Genomic DNA, 25,337 nt, shown 5'->3' on the forward strand with positions numbered 1-25,337 from the left:
CTATAGTTATTACAAACAATGCAGCACTTACGTAGATAAGGCTGCATTGCAAATAACTAAAATAACTTGTCTATTAATTAATCCCACGCTCATTTAATGCTTTTTGGAATCTTTTCGCATTTGCCAAATGTTGTGCTAACGTTTCGGCAAAGGCGTGATAACCAGAAAAGTCATCTTTGGCACAGAAATACAAATAATCATGTTTTTGGTGATTCAATACCGCGTCAATAGCTGTTACAGATGGCATTGAGATGGGCCCTGGAGGCAAACCGGTATGCACATACGTATTATAAGGAGACGGGTTTGACATCATCTTTCCACGAACTCTTTTAATAGAGAAATCGCCTTCGGCAAAAATAACCGTTGGGTCAGCTTCCAGTTTCATGCCCTTGTTCAGTCGATTTAAATAAACCCCTGCTACAACAGGCATTTCATCCGGCTTTTTGGTTTCCCAATAAACTATTGAAGCTAAAGTGCTTACTTTCTCCGGACTCATTCCTAATTCTTCAGCTTTCTTTTTACGGTCTGCTGTCCAGAATTTCTGATGCTCATCATACATTCTGCTGAAAAACTTCTGCTGATTAGTGTTCCAGAACAGTTCATAAGTATTAGGGATGAAAACCGTGAAAACAGTTTCGGTATTAAAACCAAACTTTCCAACGAATTGCTCATCATTTAACAATTCCAGAAACTTAACAGAATCAATTTCCAATTTTCGACCAATATAACCTGCAAACTGCGCCTTCGTTCTGATATTATTAAAAGTTAAGCGAACGGCTTCTTGAGTTCCAGACTTTAAACGATTAACAATGGCACGGTTGTTCATGCCTTTATTAATACGATAACGACCAGCTTTAATATTGCTATCGTTATATTTCATAAAGTCTGCGCTCCATTTAAAGCTTTCAATATTATTAAGTAATTGATTTTTCTCCAGACTATCGATTACATTTTTAAATGTTCCACCGGTAGGAATATAGAGATATGCTTTTTCTTCAAACTTTCCGGTATTCGGCTTCAACAATTTAATATAAAAGAAAAAACCTACTCCCAATGCTGCCAACAGTACAACTGCTAACACTGATAAAATTATCTTTTTCAATTCTTGTTTATAATTGATTTTACTATAAATTCATTTAACAGGCTCAGCTTAACTATTTAATTTCCTGTAAGCCAAAATTCCACCTTTTAGATTACGAACATTGGAAAAGCCCGATTGTTTAAGCACATCAACAGCCGTTTTACTTCTGATACCATGCGCGCAGATCACAATCAGTTCTTCATCCTTTTCCATATCCAGTTCTTCAGCTTCAATGGAAAGGCGTCCGAGAGGAATGTGTAAACCTCCTAAATTGAAGGTAGCAAACTCCAGTTTATCCCTAACGTCAATAATTGTTAGCTGTTCTTTGTTTTTTAACCTTTCCGTCAATTCAACTGCACTGATATCCATTTTATTATTGCTGACGAATAAAAATATTGATCATTGAACCCTGAGTGATCGTTGTTGTATCACCTTCAATATATGGAGGATCTTGTTTAAATACTTTTGCTTGTGTTGAATCTGAAATTTCTCCTTCATAGATCACTTTTCCTAAGAACAACGAACTACCACGAATGGCAAAAATTGCTTCTTGCAAGGTTAAACCCGTTAAATCAGGAATTTTAATTTCAGCAGCACCAAAACCATCACCTAAAACCAAACCAATCGTTGAACCTCTTAACAAGCCGGTACCTGGATTTATTGACATGCCTTTATAGGTTACGGCTAAAACCACATCTTTTGCAATATCCGGTTTATACGTTTGGTCACCCAATTTTAATCCATAACTATTAATAATGGCTTTCGCTTCTGTTAACGTTTTACCTTCAAGATCAGGTAATCTTAATTGAGGAGGGGTTAACGACTGGATTAGCAAATATACCGTTCGTCCTTCTTTAACTTCTGTTTTAGCATCCGGATCTTGCTGTACAATTGTTCCGGGAGTTTTTCCCTCAATATAAACCGTATCAACTTTAAATGTAATATTACCTGAGGCAACTAATTCCTGCGCCTGATCTACTGTCATACCAGTTAACACAGGAAGTGTTAAACTTTCTCCGTGTTTAGTAAATGTTCTGAGTGAAAAAATAGTGGCAAAAACCAAAAATAGCACCAGTAAAACTGCGAATATTAAATTTTTACGAAATTCAGGTGTAAGGATAAAAGCGAATAGTTTTTTAAGCATGTGTTTTTGTGGTTCTATCTGACTTCAAACTTAATTAAAGTTTTATAAAATTAAAGTGTATCGATCGTAAGATACTTGAACTCAAAACGATAAAATTAAGTTACACGTATATTAATAATGATTAAAAATACTATCAACTATTCTCCCTAAACTATCTACATCTGTTTATATTTGCTCGGGCCAAAAACGGAACATACAAATGAAAAAAAATATCGCTTTATTGGCCGGAGGATACTCCGGAGAATCAGTAGTTTCTTTAAAATCAGCTGCACAAATTGAAAAAAGTATACCTGCTGATAAATACACCGTTTATAAGATCATTATCACCCGTGATAGTTGGTCGTATACTGATGCTTCCGGTAAAGTGAATGAGATCGACAGAAACGATTTTTCATTGAACCTTGAAAATCAAAAAGTAAAATTTGACTGCGTTTTCATTGCCATCCATGGTACGCCTGGAGAAGATGGAATGTTACAAGGTTATTTTGAAATGTTAGGTATACCTTATACCACTTGTGATAGCTTTACATCCGCTTTAACGTTTAATAAGAGTTATACGAACTGTGTAATTGCGGCAGCTGGGGTAAATGTAGCCAAGTCGATGCCGTTATTTGAAGGTCAGCCTGTTACTGAAGCAGAAATTCTTGCTAAACTAACCTTGCCTGTTTTTGTAAAACCAAATAATGGTGGCTCAAGTTTAGGTACTTCAAAAGTTAAAGAAGCAGGAGAATTAAAAGAAGCGATTGAACGTGCCTTTAAAGAAGACAAGCAGGTTTTGGTAGAGGAATTTATCAAAGGTCGTGAATTTACCTGTGGAGTTGTAAAACGCAACAATGAGGTAACTGTACTTCCTGTTACTGAAATTAAGAGCTCAAAAGAATTCTTCGATTTTGAAGCAAAATATACTCCAGGCCTTACAGAAGAAATTACACCGGCAGATATTGATCCTGAACTATTAAAAACGGTTCATCTGAATCTGAAACGCTCGTACCTGGCATTAAACTGTAGGGGAGTAGTTCGTATTGATTTTTTCTTACAGGAAGGCACCAACAAGTTTTATTTCTTAGAAGTAAATACCGTTCCCGGACAAACCGAAACCAGCCTTATTCCGCAGCAGGTTGCAGCAATGGGTTGGAATATAAGTGATTTTTATTCGTCGCTGATTGAAGAGGCCGTTAGGTAATTATGAGTTGCGGGTTGTTTAATTACGAGTTGCGGGTTGCGAATTACGGGTTCTTATATTGTTTATTAATTAGCTATTATTTTTTAAGTAATCGGATTTTATTCCGAAATTGATGGGTCAAAAATTTATCCGTAACCCGTAACCCGTAACCCGTAACCCGTAACCCGTAACCCGTAACCCGTAACCCGTAACCCGTAACCCGTAACCCGTAACCCGTAACCCGTAACCCGTAACCCGTAACCCGTAACCGAATTAAATACTATACTTTTCAATAATCCATTCTGGAATAGCTTCTGAACGTCCTGTTTTGGTATTCACCATTGTATAATCAAACCAACCGTTACTGCATAATTTTCCGGTTTTGTTTCGATGGATTTCAAAGCCAACTTTCAGATCTTTTTTAGCAACGCTCATAATCCAGGTCTTTACCGTAAAGCGATCACCTAGTAATAAAGGTCGTTTATACTCAACAAAAGCCGTATTTATTACCCAGCCATAATTCAGTGCCAGAAACTCTTCCATTGGCATTTTATAAAAACGCTCCATTTGGTCATACCGAGCGGCCAATACATAATCAAAATATTTACTGTTATGGACATGATTGTTCATATCTATATCGTCTGGACGAACCTGTAACTCGCTTTCAAAGACAGAATATTTTTTTTCACTCATGATCGATAAATCTAATTGACAGCTGCAAAACTAAATGAAAAAAGCCGGATACAAATCCGGCTTTCCTATTTTATTACATTTTAATGGTGTCTTCCATGTCCGCGGTGGTGGTGATGATCATCGTCATCATCCCAATCTCTATCTCTATCCCTGTCGCGATGCTTGTATTCTTTCCATTTACCATTTTTCCAATGACCAGGAGGAACTCTTCTGTAATAATCCTCATGACGATGGTACTCACGGTAAGTTATCTGGCGAGTTCCACAATATCCTCTCGGATATCTTTCTCTGTGCATAGAGAAATGCAGATAAGGAGAAGGGCCTCCATAATCCAAAACAACCTTATAACCCGAATACAAATCATAACCTCTGTAACGCGAAGGCAATGAGGAAACTCTTACCCAGGCATGCCCATTGTTGTAGATAAAGCGAGATTCATACACATCATAATAACAGGCTACATCCGGTAAATAATAATACCTAACCTCACTATAACCATAAGGAGCCCACATAGGTGGTGTTCCAATGTTAACATTCACAGACACTTGTGCATTTACTTTGGTAAGGCCAAGAGCAACGATCATTAATCCTAATAGAAATGCTTTATTCATAACTCTACATTTTATACCTAATAGATGCCAAAAACAACACCAAAGGTTGCATGCTAATCCTAAATTTTAAAAATAGTTTCTGTGAAGAAAGTCCATCGCATTATAACAGAAATTCAATTCATTGAAAGACAATTTTTTAGAAAAATTTAACTAGATTAAAGGTGTTAAATAAACTCTTATTATGAAAAAGACAGCTCTCTTATTACTACCACTATTTTTTAGTGTTTTAATTTTACAAAAGGCAAATGCCCAAGATTCAAAATCTGAACTTGAACTAACACGAAGTGCGTTGCAAACCATGAAGCAAGATGTAGTTACGCAAGTAATGAATCTAAGTGACGATCAATCTGAAAAATTTTGGCCATTATATAAAGAATATCAAGCAGCCAAAGCAGGATTAAACGATAAAAGCATTAAACTAATTGAAGACTATGCGAAGGTTTATGACAGTATTACCGATGAACAGGCAAATGCTTTAGTTCGTCAATTTCAAAGCATTCAGAAACAACAATTGTCCCTAGAAAACAAATACATTAAAAAATTTCAGAAACAGTTACCGGGTAAAGTAGTGGCCAAATATTTCCAAACAGAAAATAAACTAGATGCTATTGCCCGGTATGATCTGGCCGGTTCTATTCCATTGGTAAAATAGAATAGAAACTTTATTTAAGTAAGTATTTTAAATTTAGTTGGATAAGTTCTATCTTTGCACCTCAATTAATTATTTGTTTAACGCTTTAATACTATTCAAGAATGTATTTAAGTTCAGAAGTAAAGAAAGAAATCTTTAAGAAACACGGCCAGAGTGAAACTAACACTGGTTCAGCAGAAGGTCAGATCGCGTTGTTTACGCACCGCATCAAACATTTGACTGAGCACTTGAAGAAAAACAAAAAAGACTTTGGCACTCAATTAGCCGTTCAGAAACTAGTTGGTAAACGTCGTTCACAATTAGATTATCTAATGAAGAAAGACATTGCTCGTTACCGTGCAATTATCAAAGAACTAGATTTAAGAAGATAGTTTTTTCAAAAAAAGAGCCGTTAGTTTATACCAACGGCTCTTTTACTTTTACCTTCTGTTTACATATAGCGCATTAACCCCCAGAAAAACAAAGCGTTATAGCAAATCATTAGAACGATAAAAGTCCTAAATATAAAATCGCGACTAAGCGAATAAGTATTGAAGTTTTACTTATTTTTAGTCGCAAATAAGTTGTAGAAAAAAATATATGTCGCAAATTGGAATTACTAAAACGTTTGATATCGGCGATGGAAGACTGATATCAATCGAAACCGGAAAGCTGGCGAAACAAGCTGATGGTAGCGTAGTAGTAAAAATGGGAAACACCATGTTACTAGCTACTGTCGTTTCGGCAAAAGAAGCTAAACCGGGAACTGACTTTTTACCCCTGTCTGTAGATTATCAAGAAAAATATGCCGCTGCCGGACGTATTCCTGGTGGCTTTTTACGTCGTGAAGCAAAACTTTCTGACTATGAAGTACTAATCAGCCGTTTGGTTGACCGTGCACTTCGTCCTTTATTCCCTGATGATTATCACGCTGATACACAAGTAATGATCAGCTTAATTTCTGCTGATAAAGATATCGCTCCTGATGCATTAGCTGCTTTAGCTGCATCTGCTGCTTTAACGATCAGTGATATTCCTTTCAATGGCCCTATCTCTGAAGTACGTGTTGCACGTATTGACGGTAAATATGTGGTTAACCCTGGAATTAAAGAACTTGAACAAGCTGATATGGATATCATGCTTGCTGGTTCTGCTAAAGACATCGTAATGATGGAAGGGGAGATGAAAGAATGTTCAGAACAAGATATGATTGAGGCCATTAAAGTTGGTCACGAGGCTATCAAAGTTCAGATCAATGCACAGTTGGAATTACGCGAATTGACCGGAAACAAACCAAAACGCGAATACAACCACGAAGAAAATGATGCTGATCTTAAAAACCGTATCAGAGAAGAACTTTACGCAGCGATTTACAATGTTGCTAAATCTGGTGGAAACAAAGATGAGCGTGGCGAAGCTTTCAAAGCTGTTCGTGATGCATTTATTGAGAAAGTAACGTTAGAAAAAGGTGAAGAAGGTATTGATGATGTAACGTTAATGCTTATTAAACGTTACTACCACGATATCGAAAAAGAGGCAATGCGTAACATGATCTTAAACGAAGGTATTCGTTTAGATGGTCGTACTGTTACCCAAATTCGTCCAATCTGGTCGGAAGTTAACTATTTACCTTCTGCACATGGTTCGGCAGTATTTACTCGTGGTGAAACTCAATCATTAACTACTGTTACCTTAGGTGCAAAAGATGATGAGCAAATGATCGACGGAGCATTATTCTTCGGATATAACAAATTCTTATTGCACTATAACTTCCCAGGTTTCTCAACAGGTGAAGTTCGCCCTAACCGCGGTCCTGGTCGTCGTGAAATTGGTCACGGTAACCTTGCAATGCGTTCATTGAAACAAGTTTTACCAATCGAAGGCGAAAATCCATATACCATCCGTGTTGTTTCTGATATTTTGGAGTCAAACGGTTCTTCATCAATGGCTACCGTTTGTGCGGGTGCATTAGCATTGATGGATGCAGGTATTAAACTTAAAGCTCCTGTTTCAGGTATTGCGATGGGTTTAATTTCTGAAGGAGATAAATATGCCATTCTTTCAGACATCTTAGGTGATGAAGATCATTTAGGAGATATGGACTTTAAAGTTACCGGAACTACTAAAGGTATTACCGGTTGCCAAATGGACATTAAGATTGATGGTTTATCATACGAAACTTTAACGCAAGCATTAGAGCAGGCTCGTCAGGGACGTTTACACATCCTTGGTGAAATGGCGAAAACACTTTCTGAACCACGTGAAGATTACAAACCACATGCACCACGCATTGTTGAGATATTAATTCCTCGTGAATTTATCGGTGCAGTAATTGGCCCAGGTGGTAAAGTTATCCAGGAAATGCAACGCGAAACCGGAGCAGATATCAATATCGAAGAAGTTGGTGAATTTGGTAAAGTTCAAATCTTTGGTACAGAGAAAGAAAGTGTAGACAAAGCAATGGCAAGGATCAAAGGTATTACTACTGTTCCTGAAATTGGTGAAGTTTACGAAGGTACAGTTAAAAACATTCAACCTTTTGGTGCGTTTGTAGAGATTTTGCCTGGTAAAGATGGTTTATTACACATTTCTGAAATCGACTGGAAGCGTTTTGAGACAATGGATGGGGTTTTAGAAATTGGCGAGACAATCAAAGTTAAATTACTTGATATCGATAAGAAAACAGGTAAATTGAAACTTTCACGCAAAGTGTTGCTTCCTCGTCCGGAGCGTCCTGCACAAGAAAAGAAAGAAGAAAACAAACAATAATAATTTGTTTCTAATCCTATTAAAACCGGCTTTATGCCGGTTTTTTTGTTTCTATGGGATTAGGTATGTTAGCTATCACCAAGAGTAGACATATATCTACATGATTGCAAAAAACAATAGACGAAGTAATCAAGGAGCTTGGAAAAATTAGCCAAAGAAATATTTCGTTTTATCATATGGTTTATCCACCTGTTTGAATGGAAGAACCCGGCAAAAATCATCAATGCGTTAAGGACTTACGAGAAAAATGTTTTTCAGTTAAAAAGGAGAGAAGAATAGTATAGTTGCAGAGCCTTTTATTAGTTCTTAGCAAAGTACAAACTAAAGTCGCCGTTTACTCTCACTTTAACAGTATCTGCTATTTTCTCTTCTACGATTTTAGGGATTTTGATGTTATGATCTTCACAGTCGATAGTAAAATCAGCATTCAGGCTTACCATTCCGTTTTTAACTACCAGTGTTCCGGGAATAACCCTAGGTTTTTCAATTCCCCTAACTGATAGTTTTCCCTCCACAACTATGGGATAAACACCATCTTTTGTTAAATCGATTGAATCCTTGAATTTCCCACGAAAAGAAGCTTTAGGAAACCGGTCGCTGTCAAGGTAGTTTTCATTAAAATGCTCCTGCATCAATGAAATGTCAAACCGAAAGGTTCTTACAGCCACCTCAAACACAAACTCACCTTTTTCAAAATTTAACACACCCACACCCATTTTAGAAGAAGCTTCGATGTCTTCCAGAGGTGCATTTGAAATAAATGAGATCGCTACATTTTTAGAGGCATATAGCGTTTGTGCATTACTTCCCACAGTAATGCATAAGCATAACAATAGTGTAGATAAGAGCTTCATACTATACAATACGTTAAATTATGGCAGAATGTTTTAAATAGGTATGTAAATATTTTACATGATCAAATTTAGCACTTTCTTAGCATATAACGTTAGCATTAAGTATTTTTGCGGCAGATGTAAAAATCAATTATCCATGGGATGATTACATCTGTTAAAAAAACGATATGAAACATATAATTGCCCCTTCTGTTCTGTCAGCTGATTTTGCCAACCTGCAGGATGATGTAGAAATGTTAAATGAAAGTTCGGCAGATTGGTTACACGTAGATGTTATGGACGGAGTTTTTGTTCCGAACATTTCATTCGGATTTCCGGTTGTAGCAGCTATTAACCATCATGCTAAAAAACCTTTGGATGTGCACTTAATGATCGTGGATCCGGATCGTTACCTTGAAGATTTCAAGAAGGTAGGGGCGAAGATCCTTACTGTACACTACGAAGCTTGTACTCATTTACATCGTACAATTGCTAAAATTAAAGAATTGGGAATGAAGGCAGGTGTAGCACTTAACCCTCATACTCCGGTAAGTGTGCTTGAAGATATTTTGGAAGATGTGGATTTAGTATTGATCATGTCTGTAAACCCGGGCTTTGGCGGACAAAAATTCATTGAGAATACTTATAATAAGATTAAGGCTTTGCGTGAGTTATGTGCAAAGAGAAATGCAGAAGTTATTATTGAGGTTGACGGTGGTGTAAACAAACACAATGCATTAGCATTATTAAAAGCAGGAGCAGATGCTTTAGTTGCCGGAAACGCAGTGTTTTCTGCGGAAGATCCAATCGCCGAAATAGCTGAGCTTAAAAAATTAAATATTGAAGCAATACAGGCATAAGTACTTTTTGCTTATAGTAAAAAGTCCATCTTCTTAATAGTAGATGGACTTTTTTTATGCATTTTATTGTTTTGACACCATCAAAAAACAAAAAATAAAAACAGTATAATAATCTGATTATCTATGATATAGATCATTTAAAATACAAAAACTATCACTTTTATAGTCTTTAGCCATCGGAATTGATGGACACGGAATTTAAATACTTCATTCCTAAATAGTATTTTTGCACTTTCAAAACTGGGAAGTAGTCTTACTTTGTATCATTTATAAATCAACCAAAACCTTATTTTCTTTAATTTCGTAGTGTGCAATAAACACTATTAATTTAAACTTTTTTTAACATTTTGGTTTATAAATAATAAATTTGACAACAAAAGTTCACAATTATTAAAATAACAAACTATAAAACTACCATTTTTGTAGATAATTATAACTGTATACATGAAACACAATTTCGGAGCCGGACCTGGTATTTTACCCCAGGAAGTATTAAAACAAGCCGCAGAGGCCGTTTTAAATTTTAATAACAGCGGATTATCCATTTTGGAGATCTCCCATCGTACTGCCGACTTTGAATCCGTTGTCTCCGAAGCTTGTAGTTTAGTTAAAGAGTTATTGAGCCTTAATGACGATTATGCGATCACTTTTTTACACGGTGGTGCTAGTACCCAGTTTGCGATGGTTCCATACAATCTTTTAGGCGAGGGAGAGACTGCAGCTTATTTAGATTCAGGAACTTGGGCAAGCAAAGCGATTAAGGAAGCAAAATTCTTTGGAAATGTGAACGTTGTAGCATCTTCAAAAGAATCAAACTATACGTTTATTCCTAAGGATTATACAATTCCTGCTGATGCTAACTATTTTCACGTTACTTCTAATAACACCATTTACGGAACACAATTACATGAGTTCCCTGAATCTCCGGTGCCATTGGTAAGTGATATGTCATCAGACATTTTCAGTCGTGTTTTTGACGCAAATAAATTCGGTTTGATCTATGCTGGTGCTCAGAAAAATATGGGTCCTGCAGGTGTCGCTTTAGCAATTGTTAGAAAAGACTTGTTAGGCAAAGTAGACCGTAAAATTCCTTCCATGTTCAATTATCAGTTACATATTGATAATGGTTCAATGTACAATACACCTCCGGTTTTTGCCCTTTACGTTTCGATGCTTACACTTCGTTGGGTAAAAGAGCAGGGCGGTGTTGCTGCAATGGAAAAGATCAATAACAAAAAAGCAGCTACCTTGTACGCTGAGATCGATCGTAATCCGTTGTTTAAAGGTACTTGTGCGGTTGAAGATCGTTCACGTATGAATGTTTGCTTTGTGATGGACAATCCTGAGATTGAAAAAGAATTCCTGGATTTTGCTAAGAAAGCAGATATCGTTGGCTTAAAGGGTCATAGAAGCGTGGGTGGTTTCCGTGCATCTATTTACAATGCATTACCTCAATCAAGTGTTGATCACCTGGTAAGCACCATGCAAGCTTTCGAACAATTAAAAAAATAGTTTGTTGACCATTCTTAATTATAGATAAAAGTTTTTTTATGGCTAAAATATTAGCAAACGACGGTATTGATCCGGTTGGTAAAGCATTATTAGAAAGAGCCGGTTTTACGGTAGATACACAAAACATTCCGCAAGATCAGTTAGCTTCCCGCTTAAATGAGTATGATGCGATCACCGTTCGTTCGGCAACTAAAGTTCGTAAAGAGTTGATCGATGCTTGTCCAAACCTCAAATTGATTGGAAGGGGAGGTGTTGGTATGGATAATATCGATGTTGATTACGCTAAAAGTAAAGGATTAGCAGTTGTAAATACTCCTGCTTCCTCATCGCTTTCTGTAGCTGAATTAGTATTTGCTCACTTATTTACCGGTGTTCGTTTTTTACAAGATGCGAACCGTAAAATGCCTGTAGAAGGTGCAGAAAAATTTAACGACCTTAAAAAAGCATATACTAAAGGGATTGAATTACGCGGTAAAACCATTGGTATTCTTGGTTTTGGCCGTATTGGTCGCGAAGTAGCTAAAATTGCCTTAGGACTTGGTATGGAGGTTTTAGCGTATGATCTATACGAATTTAACCCTGAAGTAGAACTTTCATTTATGGGTGCTTCAAAGGTGAAGCTGTATGTAAAGGTTGCTACCAAAGATGAATTATTGAAAAACAGTGATTTCATCTCGGTACATACTCCTGCGGTTGACAAACCTGAAATTGGAGCCACTGAGTTTGCACTATTAAAAGACGGTGCTTTTATCGTAAATGCTTCTCGTGGAGGTGTTATCGATGAAAATGCATTATTAGCTGCGTTAAATAGTGGTAAAATTGCATTTGCTGGTTTAGATGTTTTTGAAAATGAGCCTAAACCATTAGAGGCTCTGTTAAAACATCCTAAAATTTCATTAACTCCACACATTGGCGCTTCAACCAACGAGGCTCAAGAGCGAATCGGGACTGAACTAGCAAACTTAATTATTGATTTCTTTAAGAAATAAAAGATTTAAATAGCACGCAAAGCCGCAAAGATGCTAAGTTTTTAGCTCTTTTGCGGCTTTGTTGGTTATTAGCTATTAGCATTTAGTTTTTTAGCTAATAGCTTGCCGTTAATGCCTATTATTGCAGGTAAGGTAATCTGAATATGGTTGAAGATACCTTTGTTGCGGATTATTTTTATACATTTGATAGTATCATATGATACTATCATGTTAAAACCTCCTTATTCAATAACTTCACTTATATTAGAACAGACCGCTTCAATTTTCGAAAAATTGGGCGAAATTAAATCTGCTAATCTTCAAAAAGCACCTACGGAATTACGAAAAAAAAACAGAATAAAAACAATACAATCTTCTTTAGAGATCGAAGGAAATACACTAAGCACGGCACAAATAACTGCTCTTTTAGAGGGTAAAAGAATTCTAGCTCCTGAAAAAGATATTCTGGAAGTAAAGAACGCCATTAAAGCCTATGAGCTGTTAAATGAGTATGAACCATATAAATTAGCGTCATTATGTAAAGCTCATAAAATTTTAATGACTGAATTGGTAAAAAATCCAGGGAAGCTCCGTACTCAACAAGTAGGTATAGCTCATGGAGAGTCAATTAAGCATATCGCTCCGCCACATAGCATGGTAGAGTCTCTGTTAAACAACCTCCTTGCTTATTTAAAAAATGATTCCGATTTGTTATTGATAAAAAGTTGTGTGTTTCATTATGAGTTTGAGTTTATCCATCCTTTTATGGATGGTAATGGCAGAATGGGACAATTATGGCAACCTGTTATTCTGAAAGATAAATATCCCGTTTTTGAATTTTTACCCATTGAAACATTAATTAAAAAGGAACAGAAGAGCTATTATAAAGCACTTGCATTATCTGATTCCTTAGGACATTCAACTCCATTTATTGAGTTTATGCTAAACATAATAAAGCAGGCTTTGGAAGAATTACTACAATCTCAAAACATAAGCTTAACAGGAAAAGATAGAATTCAATTGTATAAAAATGATATAGGCCTGAACAATTTCAGCAGACAGGAATATATGCGGTATTTCAAAACGATTTCATCTGCTACAGCAAGCAGAGATCTTAAAGATGCTGTAGCAGAAAAAATAATTGAAAAAACCGGGGATAAACGTTTAACGATCTATAAATACTTTCCGGATTGATTTAGCTATTAGCCATTAGCTTTTAGCATTTAGCAATTTCTTAATTGGATATTTTACACGACTAACTGTTAATAACAGTTAGTCGTGTGTTTTTAGATAACCGGGCCAAAAGCTACTTGTCAAATGACTAACACTTAACCAAGTTAACTTTTCTTTTTTCAGAAAGCTAAAAGCCAACTACCAATAGCTAACTGCTATCCCAAATAACTTAATTCCCAGGCACTTTGGTATGCACTGTTATTTTGAACATGATCTAAGAAACTGGCATAAAATGGATGAGACGATAATGTAGCGCTATCACCGATAATCAAAAGTTTCTTCTTTGCACGGGTAATAGCTACATTCATCCGTCGGGTATCTGCTAAAAAGCCGATTTCATTTTTCTCATTACTTCTTACCAGGCTAATTGCTATTAAATCACATTCTTGTCCCTGGAAGCCGTCCACAGTATTGAAGCTGATTTTTTTGCCTAAAGAGGCCAGCGTTTCAAAATTTTCTAATTGCTCTGTTAAGAAACTTACTTGTGCCTTATAGGGAGAAATAACGCCTACACGACGAATTTTATCCATAACTTCATTATCATAGTTGGTTAACTGCTGTAAATAATCATTCAGATAATTCATCAACAGATTTCCTTCTTCCGGATTGCTGGCACTTCGCCCGTTTTCTGTACGCTCATTAAAGCCACAACCTGCTGTGTCAATAAATAATAATGGATTTTCGTCTTCCTTCACCAGTTTTCGGTTCGCTACAGTTTCAAAGGCAGTCAGTTTACCGCGATAAAACTGCTGATTCGAAAATTCCATAATCGCTTTGTTCATTCGGTACTGAACCTCCAGTAAGGTATCAACCTTTTGTCGTTCGATTACCTTTTCAAATAGCGTTACATTTAGTCCTTGCTTACCAGCCTCATAAGATTTTACAGTAGGAGGTAACTGACAATGGTCGCCCGCCATGATCACTCGTTGCGCTTTCATGATAGGAATCCAGCATGCCGGTTCTAAAGCCTGAGCCGCTTCATCAATGAAAACAGTTTTAAACTGACGATCCCGTAATACTGAATTATTCGAACCCACTAATGTACAAGCAATTACTTGTGCTTCTGAAAGTATATCACTGACAATATAGTCTTCCAGCTTGATCGCTTCTTGCTTTAATGAACGAGCCTCATTAAACAATAGCTGTCGCTGCCGGCTTTCTTCTTTTCCAAAGTTCCGCTTGTACTTAAAGGCCATATTTCTAAATTCTTCGGCCTTCTTACGGATGCTTTTTATATCGTTAAAATATTCATGCTGACTGATCTTATTATCAATCACCAAATCAGCCAGGTGATCTCCTACACGCGCCGGATGTCCGATACGAACAACATTTAAACCCTGAGCAGATAAACGCTCACATAGCAAGTCTACAGCTGTGTTACTCGGCGCTGTTACCAATACTTGTTTCTCTTTTAGGGTAACTTGCTTAATTGCTTCCACAAAGGTGGTAGTTTTTCCAGTTCCCGGTGGCCCATGTACAATGGCGACATCATTAGCATTAAGAATGTTATGAACTGCCGAATTTTGAGAAGTATTTAACTGCTGACTTTCAGATGTATAAAAATCGGCAGAGAAACTGGCAGGGGAGTGGCCTAACAAAATTTCCCTTAACTCTGCCAATCGATTATTTTGTGCTTCGGCAACAATACGAAGCGTATCATCCATTTCTTTATAAGACGTTTCGTCAAACAACAGATCAATACCGATTTTACCATCATTAATCCATTCCGGAAGCTCATCTGCGTTTAAATATAACCGTAAACGATCTTTCAAGGCTGTTCCAATAACACCTTCAACACGCAATTTAGAAGCCTGATTGTTGGTATTACAAAACAATGAAGCCCGTTTTCCTGTTTGTAACTGGTGATCGCTATTTTTGGAATTGGTTCGCTCTAGTTCAACAAAAACCTGTTCACCGCGACCATAACCTGTTTGGGTAATTTTAACCGGGTACCAGCTGCTGCCATTTTTTACACGCTCACTGATTTCGGATTCAACAACAAACTTCCGGTATTGTTGTAAATCTTCCTCTTTCTCGATCTTAAGTATTTTCCGTAAATGCTTTAACTCTTCAGCAGCAGTCATTTAATATGGGTTATTTTTATAATAAAGTGCAAAGATGACCATTTGGTTTGAGAAAGGAGAGCAATTAATTAGTTTTGAACGATAAAACCGCTAAATATATAAACATGTCTATATCATCAGATAATGATCTTTTAGGAATGAAAAAGATCAGCGAAGCTGTTGCAACAACCTTAAAAGCGATGCGTGAATACGCAAAACCAGGTATGACTACCAAAGAGTTGGACGAATATGGAGGGCAGTTGCTGGAGCAATTGGGAGCTAAGTCGGCACCAAAATTAACTTATGATTTTCCGGGGTGGACCTGTATCAGCATTAACAATGAAATTGCACATGGAATTCCTTCAGAAACAACCATTTTAAAGAATGGAGACCTTATAAATATTGACGTTTCGGCAGAATTAGATGGTTTTTGGGCTGATAATGGTGGTTCATTTGTGCTTGGGGAAGATATTAACAATTATGAGCCTTTGGTAAAAGCATCTAAAGAGATCTTGCTAAAAGCTATTCAACAAATAAAAGGTGGCGTAAAAATATCGGATATTGGGTTACTGATCGAAACAGAAGCCAAAAAACGTGGCTATAAGGTAATTAAAAATCTTACCGGACATGGTGTTGGTCGTAGTTTACACGAAGATCCACATGAAATTGCCAATTATTGTGATCGCGAAAATAAGGCTCGTTTTCGCAAAAATTCTGTAATAGCTGTTGAAACATTTATTGCCACCGATTCAACTTATGCAGAGGAACAAGAAGACGGCTGGACTTTGTTAGGTAATAAAGGAGGTTTTGTGGCTCAACATGAGCATACAATCATTGTAACCGATGGAAAACCAGTTATTTTGACGGAAGCAAACGAGATCTGGAATTAACGAGCTAACAGCAATGAAGATTAAAATAACAAGTGTGTTTGTAGACGATCAGGATAAAGCGCTTAAATTTTACACTGAAATTTTAGGCTTTGTAAAGAAGCATGAAATTCCGCTCGGAAAATTTAAATGGTTAACTGTTACCGAACCAGATAATGATCATGTTGAACTTTTATTAGAACCCAACGAAAATCCGACAGCCTCAACATATCAGCAATCGCTTGTACAGCAAAATATTCCGTGTACCACATTTTTTGTTGAGGATGTTGATCAGGAATTCGATCGCTTAACAAAACTCGGTGTTAACTTCACGAAAACCCCAACAGTTATGGGTCCCGTTAAAATAGCCGTGTTTGATGATACATGTGGTAACCTGATTCAGATTACGCAAGTTTAAATTATTTATATGATTGAAGGCAGCCTGGTTCTAATGAGTCAGGCTGTTGTGTTTAAGGTCAAATTCGAGGTAAAGGGGATAATTGAAATATTCTATTTAACATAATATCAATTATAGGAATTTATATAAAATAAGCTTTGAGTGGAATTATTATAATCAATTTTCCGTTCAACATTTTAACTGTGTTTTTTTACATAATCCAATAGTTAAATTACCGTGGTTTTATGCAAGAAATTTGTACTTTACGGCAATTAAAAAATCTACATTTACAATCATAGATTACACGAAGGTCGCAATATATAAATTGTGCTATGTATGACTCCGTCAGAAGAATTATCTTTTATATTAAACGAAAAGAGTAAGATAATTGGCAAGACATATGTTGGTCCAAGCTACCATGTGATCCAAAACATTATTCGTTGTATAGACAATCTCTTACCTTTCCCTCCTAGTTTAAATGAGCTTTCCGCTGGGCAAATAGAGCACATCCAAGAATTGATAAGTTTTGGCTGGCCTCGACTTTTAAAGCCCTATTACGACGATATTAATATAGAGACTCATTTACCATTCCAAGTAATGACAGATGATCTAATCCAGTGGACGATTTCCAATCTAATTTTTTCTGGAAAAATAGAACTATGCAGGCAACTGATTTCATATGAAAAGGCCGGGCTACTAATAATCGACAAACATGCAGAAAATAGTTTCACCTTTTCTTATTCCAATGAATTTACTGGCATTGAGCAATATGATAGGGAAAGTGCAGAGTTTTATAAAATAGAAATAGTTAACAAAATTGTTGATGAAAGAAGAAAAGCGAAGCCTTTTGATGAAAAGAAAATAAAATCAGAGTTCGAAAAGCTAATCTTAAATCCTTTAGGACAATTAATAAGTTATGATACTACTCCTGAGATAGACGACTATTATAATGAAGAAGGGCATTACAGGCTATTGATGATGCAAGGATATGATGATTTTGATAATAAGGACATTTTTGGTGGAATAGAATACAGTAAATATATTGATGTTGTTGAGCTGATTATTGGAGTTGGTATTAAACATTCTGAGGCTTGCTTTATGGTAAAGCAAAGGAATAACAAGGTGAATCTTGAAAATCTATTGACCTATACACAGACTAAAGCAAGAGCTATAAACGACTATGCTAACTACTTAGGATGGGATACTGCAGTGGTGCAGCAAATTTTTGAAACAATCACATTAACCAAAGAGAATTACGATTACTACCTGGAATACCCCGCTACTCCACCGCCTATTTTTGTAGAAGTAGGTGGCCAATTATTAATGAGATCAATTGCTGGCTGTTTTGCTAATCCTTTTTCTATCCTTAACCGGGAATTAAAACGTAAGTATAAGAAGGATTATGACAAGGCATTGAACAATAGGGAAAACAGGTTTAGAAAAGAACTGTTCCTATTCTTTCCACAAGAACAGATCGTGAAAATCCAGAGAGAGATTAAGATATCATTTGAAGGAATCAAAACAGATATTGATGCCATTGTTTTTGATAAGCAAACTGGAACATTAGGCTTGTTCCAATTAAAATGGCAAGACCCTTATGCTCATTCTATGAAGGAGAGATTTAGTCGCATTACCAATTTATTTCCTAAAGCGAATGAGTGGATTTCTAAAATAAGACAGTGGATAGCTGCTAATACGGAGCAAACAATATTAAATTCTTTACAGATCGATAAGGAGCTTGTCAAACCTGTGAAGATAAACGAAATCTGTGTGTTTATTCTCTCAAGAAATCAAATCAATTTTACGGGTGTAGAATTGGACAACACCGTAGCATGGAGTTCCTGGTACCAATTAATTGAAAGTAACGCAAAGATTAAGACCATGTTCGATGATCCAATAAGGGAAATGTATGTTAAGATTAAAGCTTTCCGACCAGAATTTAGAAGTTCAATGGAAGGAAAGAAAGAAAAACCTGGCGAACTTGAGATCGATCTGGGGGATGTTAAACTATCGCACAAAAAATAGATTCTATCTTACTTATCTCATATCATAAGCATTCCTTCAATTCCATCAAAGAATCGCGATGTTTCTTTAAGTTTATCCTTATTTCTTTGAAGGATTCTTCATTAAATTCAAAATGATTATCACCAATCTGAGCTTTTAAAAACTCTTTGCCATCTCCATTTATTATAACCTTAGAATGAGCAAACTTGTTTCTCACATCGATCACTTCTGACTGATATGGAGCATTGACCTTAATAAAGCTTGGAATATACTGATGTTTCTCTTTGTTTTTTTTCAAAATTCCTCTTAGTAGTTCCAATTTTCTTATTGCATCAAGTCGAGGTAGAATAGCGGTTATCCCTCCCTTTTCATATTCTGCCTTCAACCATTTACATTTTCCTTGTTCTTTCTCTAAAATCTGTTCATTGAAAAATTTATCAATATCAAAGGCTTTAGCAATATCTAATTCCGTGCATTGTTGTAGTCTTTCTTCAATCATTTCATCAAGATCAGACGTTTCACCTACAATTAAGCCACGCATTGAATTGATTTCTTCAATTTTCTTGATGGTGGTAAGAAATACTTTTTCAAATTTATCTTCAATCTCTTTCCTGTCAGAATGATAAACACCTTCAAGTTCTCTTTCTTTAATCGATTCTATAATGGTTTGCTTATCGCTCGAATAGAAGATGATGTCCGTATATATATTTTTCTCCCGTAAAAAATCAATAATAGAACTGCCATCTGCAGAGTTTCTTAAATTGAAATCAATCAGGAAAATATCATATTTCTTTAACCCATCGTCAACAAGTTCCTGGATCACTTCATCAAGCGTTTTCTTCCTTTTAATTATTGGATTAAATCCATGGCCCTCAACAGTTTCCCTGAATAATTCGGTAGTTGTTTCATACCATGAATTATCGTCTTCTACCCAAAGAATGTAATAGTTTAGTTTCATTGTTTAAACTCGATAATTAACTCAAAACCTTTTTTGTAAGTTGGGTTATATACAATAGATGCATTAAAATCTTTTTCAAGAATACGCTTAACATGGCTTAGCCCAAGGCCAGCTCCTTTTGTAGATGTTACTCCTTCTTCAAAAATCAATTCCTCATCCATATTACTATCCAGCACCTTACCAACATCTTTTATTGATAAAATAATGTTGCGTCCTTTTTTAGAAAATTCGAAAATACTTTTGGAGGCGTCTTTTTTCCTGGAATTACCCAATATATTATCCAACACTACAGATAATTCAATGGGTTGAAAGTCCCTAACGAACTCTACCCCATTATCAATAACTTCAATTTTCATGTCCTTATGTAGTACAGAATATATATTGTCTATATAGTTCTTCATGTACTTCACAATATCTTCTTCAGTTGAAAGCTGAGCCTGTAAGAAGTTGGATTTGGTCGTGAACTTAGTGATCGTATTTATTTTTTCGTTGGCCAAGCTTATTCCTTGCAGCATAGAAAGAATATCTTCTTTCTTCATGTTTGGATTTTTGTCAAGCTTAGTTTTAAATAGCTTTATTTTTTTTGAAATATCGTCTGCATACACACCAATAATATGGTTAGAATCCCGAAGGTCTTTGTATGTTACAGTTTCGGCAGACCGAAATCTCTCTAATTGCCGCTTTTGATTATCGGCAATTTTTTCTGCTTGTTTACGAGCTTCTTCTTCTTTGCGGGTCTGTTCTTGTGCTTTTAACTTATCTAATTCAGCTTGTAATCGTTCTTTCTCTTTACGTTCAGTCGCCAATTCTGCCTTGCGTCTTCGCTCCTCTTCTTGCTGGTGTTTCTTCTCGGCTTCCAGTCTCTTTTTTTCTTCTTCTTTAGCTTTTTCTTCTGCCTCTATTCTTCTTTGTCGCTCTTCTTGCTCACGCCTTTCCGCTTTTTCTTTTTCTTTAAGTATGTTATTAAAATTCTCTTCTGTTAGCTTAACCTGGTTGAGTAAATCGGGGTCGCTTGTTTTCTCGGCAATTTTCTCAAGATCTTGAATAAACTTTGGTTGAACAATATCAAGTTGTTCATTCACAAAATCGACAAGTTTTTTATCATAGGATATAATCCTGATGTTCTTATCATCTGATAAAGATTTAATCAGGTTCACGAAATCTATTTTACTTCCTACATTCGCAGTAACATCTTCGTACGTATCTTTGTCTTTATCTCCTTTCAGATTTTCCCTTATTTCGTATGCGATTTCATCACTTATAAAATAATTCCTTCTACGGAAAGCTTCTCCCCAAAGGACGCCTGTTACATAGCGTTCCAAACGTTTCAATGCTTTTTCTTCAAACAACTCAAAAAGCACCTTTTTGCCTAATGTTTCTACCAGACCGCCATCTCTACTTGAAACCTCTCTAAATTCATTGAATGCTTCTGTTATCAGCTCTACACTTCCAAAAAGCTCCCTTGTACCTAAATTTCGACCAAATCCTTGTTGTTTATTTTTATCCAAGCCCCAACTGTCATCCCCTGCATTACCATAAGGTTGTACTCTAAAGCCATTTTTAAATAAGAATACATTACCATAGTTAACAGGTTCAATGTCCATTATTTTGCCAAAATTAACTTTAGCACTCCTGTTAAGAAAGTAAAGACCAATATCAAGATCGTCAATAAGTTTTTTGTGCTTATTAGGTTCTTCTATATAGTAGATTAAACTTCCTCGGTCAAATAATTTGGTAGTGATTTTATTGTCTTTGACCTCGACATTTACTTGCGTAGTTTTTATATCGAGAACCTTCAATATGCTGTTATGAATTGCTCCATTAATCTTTTGAGCATCTGGTCTATCGGCATCACGTTCTAAAAACTCTTCCGCAATAATTTCAATTTCGAAGTCTTCTCCTTTTGAAAATGGGTTGATAAGTTTCTCCAGCGACCTTTTAAGTTCTACTAATTTTCCTTCTGTCCAGATGGAGTTAAGGTTACTAATTCTCAGAAAAGTTCCATGAGGTTTATTATTGGGGAACTCAATTTTTCCAGTGTACCCATCTAAAGGGATTTGAATATCGCCAAAGCTCTGTCTTGCATCAACATCGAATTGATCCCAATTCACATCAATCGAATAAACTGCACTTTCTCCATCCTTACGAGTGATAAGTTCAAGTTGGCTTCCTAACCTATCGCATGAAAAACGGCCAACTCCTTTGGCCCCAGCGTAAAATCTTTTCGACTTTAAATTATTTAAATGGCGGCCTCGTTTCGAGGTTTCAGCTTCGTTTTCATTTTCTTCGAGGTCTTCTGAACCATCCTTCTTAGCAGAATAAGCGACAGCAAACCATTTATTTTTTAAATCCTTCTTAGACATGCCCTTGCCGTTATCTGCAATTATTACCTCATCGCTTTTGAAGGTTAACGTTACGTTCGTTGCATGGGCATCGTAAGAATTTTTTACAAGTTCATAAATAGCAATAAAATCATCGGTAATTAAATCTCTACCGATAATATTTTTCATCCCTGTCTTTACATCAAAAGAAATAAATTCTTTAGTCATTAATTATCTTGTTTAATACAATACCGGCTTGTTCCCCAAACAACGGAGGAATAGCATTACCGATTTGTGTGTAACGAGGGACTTCCTGAACTCGTCTTTTCCCTCCTGTAGTGTACTTTCCTTGGAAATGATACCAATCCGGAAAGCTTTGTATACGAGCATATTCCCTTACTGTTAGAATACGCGGCTCTGAATAATGAATATAATCGTCGGGTAAAGTAGTAATGGTAGGCGCAACTTTTTTTGACGCTAAAGGAATAATAACATGCTTATTAATATTCATTTGCTCTTTAATTTTAGTATCCAAATTTTTTCCTTTGGGAGCCTTCAAATAAAAAGCAAATTTCTGTTCAACATCTGGTCTATGGTTAGGAAAACTATGACTATTAGGAATAGCATCACTACACCCATTTCTTAAAAAATGTTGATAAGGAGACTGTGGTTTTATATACTTACCACTAAAGAATTTCTTGCCTCTATCTGGAGTTTGTTCTAACCCATTGCTTTTGAGTAGATCAGAAATTGCATCTATTAATTTTGGATTTTGAGGAAGGTCTTTGCTGAATAAAAACTGCTTTTTATTTTGAGTAATTTTTTTAAAGAAATAAGTGGCGTCTAATTTCTTTTTCTCGGCAACATCATTTCTAATTCCAACTAATATAAATCGCGTTCTTTTTTGAGGAATTCCATAGTTTGAAAAATCTATCATTTGCCCCTTTACGTTATAACCCAAACGTGTCAAGACACCGACCACAAGTTCTGAATAAGCTTTCTTTTTTGACCGAATTTCATTAACAGATGTTTTATTTTTTTTAAACTGAAGTGTAAAACCTTTTACATTTTCAAAAAAAATAATTTTAGGCCGAGTGTACATAATAAATTTAAGATAAGATCGAATCAATCCATTCCTGACATCATCTTCTTTACGTCTTCCTGCCATTGAAAATCCCTGGCAGGGAGGACCTCCAGCCACCATATCTACCCTGTCTCTTAAATTTATTAGTTCATCTTTATATTCTTTTAATACTTTATCTATTTCTAATTCATTTTTGGGTAGCCAAGATGGCCAATCAAAATGGTTCTTATTTTCAATTAAATTGTACTCTAGTGTTTTAAATGCATCAGGACTTTTTTCAATGGCGAAAAGACCTTTCCAACCAGCGTTATGTAGGCCAAGTGATAACCCTCCGCATCCTGCGAATAAATCTATGTAGGAAAAAGATGGCATCATAGTTAGATATAATATTATGGTATAAACGGGCCTAAAATAAGTTTTTTTTATAAAAGGTGCAAGTATCCGCCAACAAACAGGACGTGCATAAAGGTACACGAGCTTTGCAAATACTAGCTGCAAAATCCAGTATAGCCCAATTGATTTCTTTTGATCTTGGGTGGTTTATAACTCTAAATGCCAAACTTTGTAAATAAGGATCGCATCGTATATCAGCCAACTGTCGTTCTTCAAAATAACGTTCCAATACCCGTGTCATGTTCACATCTATTAATGGCCTTGGCTTGTTGAATAGTTGAAGTTCTATGGCGTTTACAATGTATTGTCCTAAAAAAGGTATTTGTTCCAGTGATTTCCGATCCGAAGGAAAACGTCCTTCTCTGCCAACCATTTCAAGTGCTAAATCTTTAAGCCGTTTAGCACGCTGACGATATAGTCCAACTGGCTGAAGTTGCTGTTCAATAAAACTATTGTCAGCTTTTGCGATTGCTTCCCAACTTGGGAATGTTTCAAGAAATAATGCATGGAATTTTTCAACTGTTTCGGCTTTGGTTCTCTGTAATAATACTTCTGCTATAACTATTTCATAAGAACTTAGTCCTTCTTGCCTCCATGGTAGATGATGGCGACCAAAAACACCAAACCAACCTAACATTTTATCCTGAAATAAAATAATCCGGGCTTTAACTATTCTTTTACGTCCATCGACCTTTATCATGAATAATTCCAAAATATCAATTTAATTCTCTAAGGATATTCATTGTGCTCGAACCTAAGTTTGACTTTAAGATTAAAGATCACCAATTCACTTATCTATATAAACACCTTTTATCCTTCCAGAGTCATTTAAACACAAAAGTAAACCGTTGCAATTAAAAAAGTAATTATTTTAAAATCAATAGTTTATTGTTTTTTTAAAATAAATTTGCGTAGTCAAATAACTACATATATATTTGTGTAGTTAAATGACTACGCAATGAATTTACGACGCGATGTATTCCAGGCTATAGCTGATCCCACCAGAAGGGCTATACTCGTATTGGTTGCTGCTCAGGCAATGACCGCTGGTGCAATAGCCTCTAATTTTGACACGGCTAGGCCGACTGTTTCAAAACACTTGCAAATACTTACCGAATGCGAATTGCTTAAACAAGAGCAAACCGGAAGGGAAATCTACTATCACTTAAATCCTCAAAAAATGAAGGAAATAGCCGACTTTATTGAGCCGTTCCGCCAAATGTGGGACGACCGATTTAATAAACTGGAAAGTATCATGAAAACCTACATCAAAAAATAATCTTATGGAACTGAAAACTAAAATCAATGCTGAAAACGGCAAGCAGGAAATATTAATTACACGAGAATTTGAGTTGCCTTTGGAGCTGCTTTTCAGAGCGTATGCAGAATCTGAAATTGTAGAACAATGGATGGGAACGAAAGTGCTGAAACTCGATAGTAAAAAGCATGGCAGTTACCAATTCGAAACCACTGATCCTAAAGGAAATAAACACGGTTTTAGCGGTGTGATCCATGAGTTCGTTGCGAACCAAAAAATCACTCGGACTTTTGAAATGGAGAATACGCCTTATGGTATTCAGCTTGAATTCTATGAGTTTGAACCATTAACCGACAGCACTTGTAAACTCAGCATGCGTGTACTGTATGAATCGGCTAAGCAAAGAGACGAAGTGTTGAAATTACCGTTCGCTCAGGGCATTAATATGGCACATAATCGCATTCAGGAAATTCTAAACAAATTAAACTAATATATC

General features: G+C 36.0%; 24 protein-coding genes. 13 read left to right on the top strand and 11 right to left on the bottom strand.

Features of this window, described 5'->3' with window-relative positions; translation table 11 throughout:
- Nucleotides 1-73: 73 nt before the first annotated feature.
- The 3 genes from mltG to SOLCA_RS08790 are packed head-to-tail and all read right to left on the bottom strand — an operon-like array spanning nucleotide 74 to nucleotide 2,225.
- A complete protein-coding gene (gene mltG / locus SOLCA_RS08780; RefSeq protein ID WP_245536767.1) occupies nucleotides 74-1,102 on the bottom strand; it encodes an endolytic transglycosylase MltG in 1,029 nt (342 codons plus the stop codon).
- A 48-nt stretch (nucleotides 1,103-1,150) separates the two neighbouring features.
- Nucleotides 1,151-1,450 carry a rhodanese-like domain-containing protein gene (locus SOLCA_RS08785; protein WP_014680090.1) on the bottom strand — a complete coding sequence of 100 codons (300 nt, stop codon included), beginning with the start codon at nucleotides 1,448-1,450 and terminating at the stop codon, nucleotides 1,151-1,153.
- A 4-nt stretch (nucleotides 1,451-1,454) separates the two neighbouring features.
- On the bottom strand, nucleotides 1,455-2,225 hold the full coding sequence (locus SOLCA_RS08790) for a PASTA domain-containing protein (RefSeq protein ID WP_014680091.1): 771 nt from the start codon (nucleotides 2,223-2,225) through the stop codon (nucleotides 1,455-1,457).
- Nucleotides 2,226-2,424: 199 nt separating this feature from the next.
- On the opposite strand from SOLCA_RS08790, the gene SOLCA_RS08795 reads away from it, so the two are divergent.
- A complete protein-coding gene (locus SOLCA_RS08795; protein ID WP_014680092.1) occupies nucleotides 2,425-3,408 on the top strand; it encodes a D-alanine--D-alanine ligase in 984 nt (327 codons plus the stop codon).
- Nucleotides 3,409-3,660: 252 nt separating this feature from the next.
- On the opposite strand, the gene SOLCA_RS08800 is transcribed toward SOLCA_RS08795, so the two are convergent.
- Together SOLCA_RS08800 and SOLCA_RS08805 are read right to left on the bottom strand one after the other, a co-directional pair.
- The gene (locus tag SOLCA_RS08800) at nucleotides 3,661-4,080 is read right to left on the bottom strand and encodes an acyl-CoA thioesterase (RefSeq protein WP_014680093.1); all 420 of its coding nucleotides are present in this window, start codon (nucleotides 4,078-4,080) and stop codon (nucleotides 3,661-3,663) included.
- Nucleotides 4,081-4,160: 80 nt separating this feature from the next.
- Nucleotides 4,161-4,691, bottom strand: a complete 531-nt coding sequence (locus tag SOLCA_RS08805) for a hypothetical protein (RefSeq protein ID WP_014680094.1) — start codon at nucleotides 4,689-4,691, stop codon at nucleotides 4,161-4,163.
- A gap of 181 nt (nucleotides 4,692-4,872) precedes the next feature.
- Here SOLCA_RS08805 and SOLCA_RS08810 point away from each other — a divergent pair, with 181 nt between their 5' ends.
- The 3 genes from SOLCA_RS08810 to pnp all read left to right on the top strand — a co-directional run bounded on the left by SOLCA_RS08810 (nucleotide 4,873) and on the right by pnp (nucleotide 8,091).
- On the top strand, nucleotides 4,873-5,343 hold the full coding sequence (locus SOLCA_RS08810; protein WP_014680095.1) for a hypothetical protein: 471 nt from the start codon (nucleotides 4,873-4,875) through the stop codon (nucleotides 5,341-5,343).
- Nucleotides 5,344-5,444: 101 nt separating this feature from the next.
- Nucleotides 5,445-5,714 (top strand): 30S ribosomal protein S15, encoded by a 270-nt coding sequence (gene rpsO, locus SOLCA_RS08815; protein ID WP_014680096.1) that lies wholly within the window; start codon nucleotides 5,445-5,447, stop codon nucleotides 5,712-5,714.
- Between the two features lie 208 nt (nucleotides 5,715-5,922).
- Nucleotides 5,923-8,091 carry a polyribonucleotide nucleotidyltransferase gene (pnp, locus tag SOLCA_RS08820; RefSeq protein WP_014680097.1) on the top strand — a complete coding sequence of 723 codons (2,169 nt, stop codon included), beginning with the start codon at nucleotides 5,923-5,925 and terminating at the stop codon, nucleotides 8,089-8,091.
- Between the two features lie 299 nt (nucleotides 8,092-8,390).
- Here the strand turns inward: pnp and SOLCA_RS08825 are convergent, their stop codons facing one another.
- On the bottom strand, nucleotides 8,391-8,945 hold the full coding sequence (locus SOLCA_RS08825) for a YceI family protein (RefSeq protein ID WP_014680098.1): 555 nt from the start codon (nucleotides 8,943-8,945) through the stop codon (nucleotides 8,391-8,393).
- 167 nt (nucleotides 8,946-9,112) lie between these two features.
- Here SOLCA_RS08825 and rpe point away from each other — a divergent pair, with 167 nt between their 5' ends.
- From rpe to SOLCA_RS08845, 4 genes are all read left to right on the top strand, one after another.
- Nucleotides 9,113-9,784 carry a ribulose-phosphate 3-epimerase gene (rpe, locus tag SOLCA_RS08830; protein ID WP_014680099.1) on the top strand — a complete coding sequence of 224 codons (672 nt, stop codon included), beginning with the start codon at nucleotides 9,113-9,115 and terminating at the stop codon, nucleotides 9,782-9,784.
- A 444-nt stretch (nucleotides 9,785-10,228) separates the two neighbouring features.
- Nucleotides 10,229-11,296 carry a 3-phosphoserine/phosphohydroxythreonine transaminase gene (gene serC, locus SOLCA_RS08835; RefSeq protein ID WP_014680100.1) on the top strand — a complete coding sequence of 356 codons (1,068 nt, stop codon included), beginning with the start codon at nucleotides 10,229-10,231 and terminating at the stop codon, nucleotides 11,294-11,296.
- A gap of 38 nt (nucleotides 11,297-11,334) precedes the next feature.
- Nucleotides 11,335-12,285 (top strand): D-2-hydroxyacid dehydrogenase, encoded by a 951-nt coding sequence (locus tag SOLCA_RS08840; protein WP_014680101.1) that lies wholly within the window; start codon nucleotides 11,335-11,337, stop codon nucleotides 12,283-12,285.
- 207 nt (nucleotides 12,286-12,492) lie between these two features.
- Complete coding sequence (locus SOLCA_RS08845; protein WP_014680102.1) at nucleotides 12,493-13,458, top strand: Fic family protein; 966 nt, start codon at nucleotides 12,493-12,495, stop codon at nucleotides 13,456-13,458.
- A 194-nt stretch (nucleotides 13,459-13,652) separates the two neighbouring features.
- Here the strand turns inward: SOLCA_RS08845 and SOLCA_RS08850 are convergent, their stop codons facing one another.
- Nucleotides 13,653-15,581: an AAA domain-containing protein gene (locus SOLCA_RS08850; RefSeq protein WP_014680103.1), complete on the bottom strand. Its 1,929-nt coding sequence runs from the start codon at nucleotides 15,579-15,581 to the stop codon at nucleotides 13,653-13,655.
- Nucleotides 15,582-15,685: 104 nt separating this feature from the next.
- Between SOLCA_RS08850 and map the strand changes: the two genes are divergently transcribed.
- The 3 genes from map (at nucleotide 15,686) to SOLCA_RS08865 (ending at nucleotide 18,848) form a co-directional block, all read left to right on the top strand.
- Nucleotides 15,686-16,450: a type I methionyl aminopeptidase gene (map, locus tag SOLCA_RS08855; protein WP_014680104.1), complete on the top strand. Its 765-nt coding sequence runs from the start codon at nucleotides 15,686-15,688 to the stop codon at nucleotides 16,448-16,450.
- Nucleotides 16,451-16,463: 13 nt separating this feature from the next.
- The gene (locus SOLCA_RS08860; protein WP_014680105.1) at nucleotides 16,464-16,844 is read left to right on the top strand and encodes a VOC family protein; all 381 of its coding nucleotides are present in this window, start codon (nucleotides 16,464-16,466) and stop codon (nucleotides 16,842-16,844) included.
- 315 nt (nucleotides 16,845-17,159) lie between these two features.
- Nucleotides 17,160-18,848: a hypothetical protein gene (locus SOLCA_RS08865; RefSeq protein ID WP_014680106.1), complete on the top strand. Its 1,689-nt coding sequence runs from the start codon at nucleotides 17,160-17,162 to the stop codon at nucleotides 18,846-18,848.
- A 22-nt stretch (nucleotides 18,849-18,870) separates the two neighbouring features.
- Here the strand turns inward: SOLCA_RS08865 and SOLCA_RS08870 are convergent, their stop codons facing one another.
- The 4 genes from SOLCA_RS08870 to SOLCA_RS08885 are packed head-to-tail and all read right to left on the bottom strand — an operon-like array spanning nucleotide 18,871 to nucleotide 24,283.
- Nucleotides 18,871-19,785 (bottom strand): response regulator, encoded by a 915-nt coding sequence (locus SOLCA_RS08870; protein WP_014680107.1) that lies wholly within the window; start codon nucleotides 19,783-19,785, stop codon nucleotides 18,871-18,873.
- Nucleotides 19,782-22,334 (bottom strand): ATP-binding protein, encoded by a 2,553-nt coding sequence (locus SOLCA_RS08875; protein WP_014680108.1) that lies wholly within the window; start codon nucleotides 22,332-22,334, stop codon nucleotides 19,782-19,784. The genes SOLCA_RS08870 and SOLCA_RS08875 overlap by 4 nt, the downstream gene beginning before the upstream one ends.
- Nucleotides 22,327-23,565: a DNA cytosine methyltransferase gene (locus tag SOLCA_RS08880; RefSeq protein ID WP_217166194.1), complete on the bottom strand. Its 1,239-nt coding sequence runs from the start codon at nucleotides 23,563-23,565 to the stop codon at nucleotides 22,327-22,329. Before SOLCA_RS08880 ends, SOLCA_RS08875 begins: the two co-directional genes overlap by 8 nt.
- 31 nt (nucleotides 23,566-23,596) lie before the next feature.
- Nucleotides 23,597-24,283, bottom strand: a complete 687-nt coding sequence (locus SOLCA_RS08885) for an HhH-GPD family protein (protein ID WP_014680110.1) — start codon at nucleotides 24,281-24,283, stop codon at nucleotides 23,597-23,599.
- A gap of 258 nt (nucleotides 24,284-24,541) precedes the next feature.
- Between SOLCA_RS08885 and SOLCA_RS08890 the strand changes: the two genes are divergently transcribed.
- Nucleotides 24,542-24,862: an ArsR/SmtB family transcription factor gene (locus tag SOLCA_RS08890; RefSeq protein WP_014680111.1), complete on the top strand. Its 321-nt coding sequence runs from the start codon at nucleotides 24,542-24,544 to the stop codon at nucleotides 24,860-24,862.
- 4 nt (nucleotides 24,863-24,866) lie between these two features.
- The gene (locus SOLCA_RS08895; RefSeq protein ID WP_014680112.1) at nucleotides 24,867-25,331 is read left to right on the top strand and encodes an SRPBCC family protein; all 465 of its coding nucleotides are present in this window, start codon (nucleotides 24,867-24,869) and stop codon (nucleotides 25,329-25,331) included.
- Nucleotides 25,332-25,337: the final 6 nt, after the last annotated feature.

The sequence above is a fragment of the Solitalea canadensis DSM 3403 genome, assembly GCF_000242635.2.
GTDB classification, from domain to species: domain Bacteria; phylum Bacteroidota; class Bacteroidia; order Sphingobacteriales; family Sphingobacteriaceae; genus Solitalea; species Solitalea canadensis.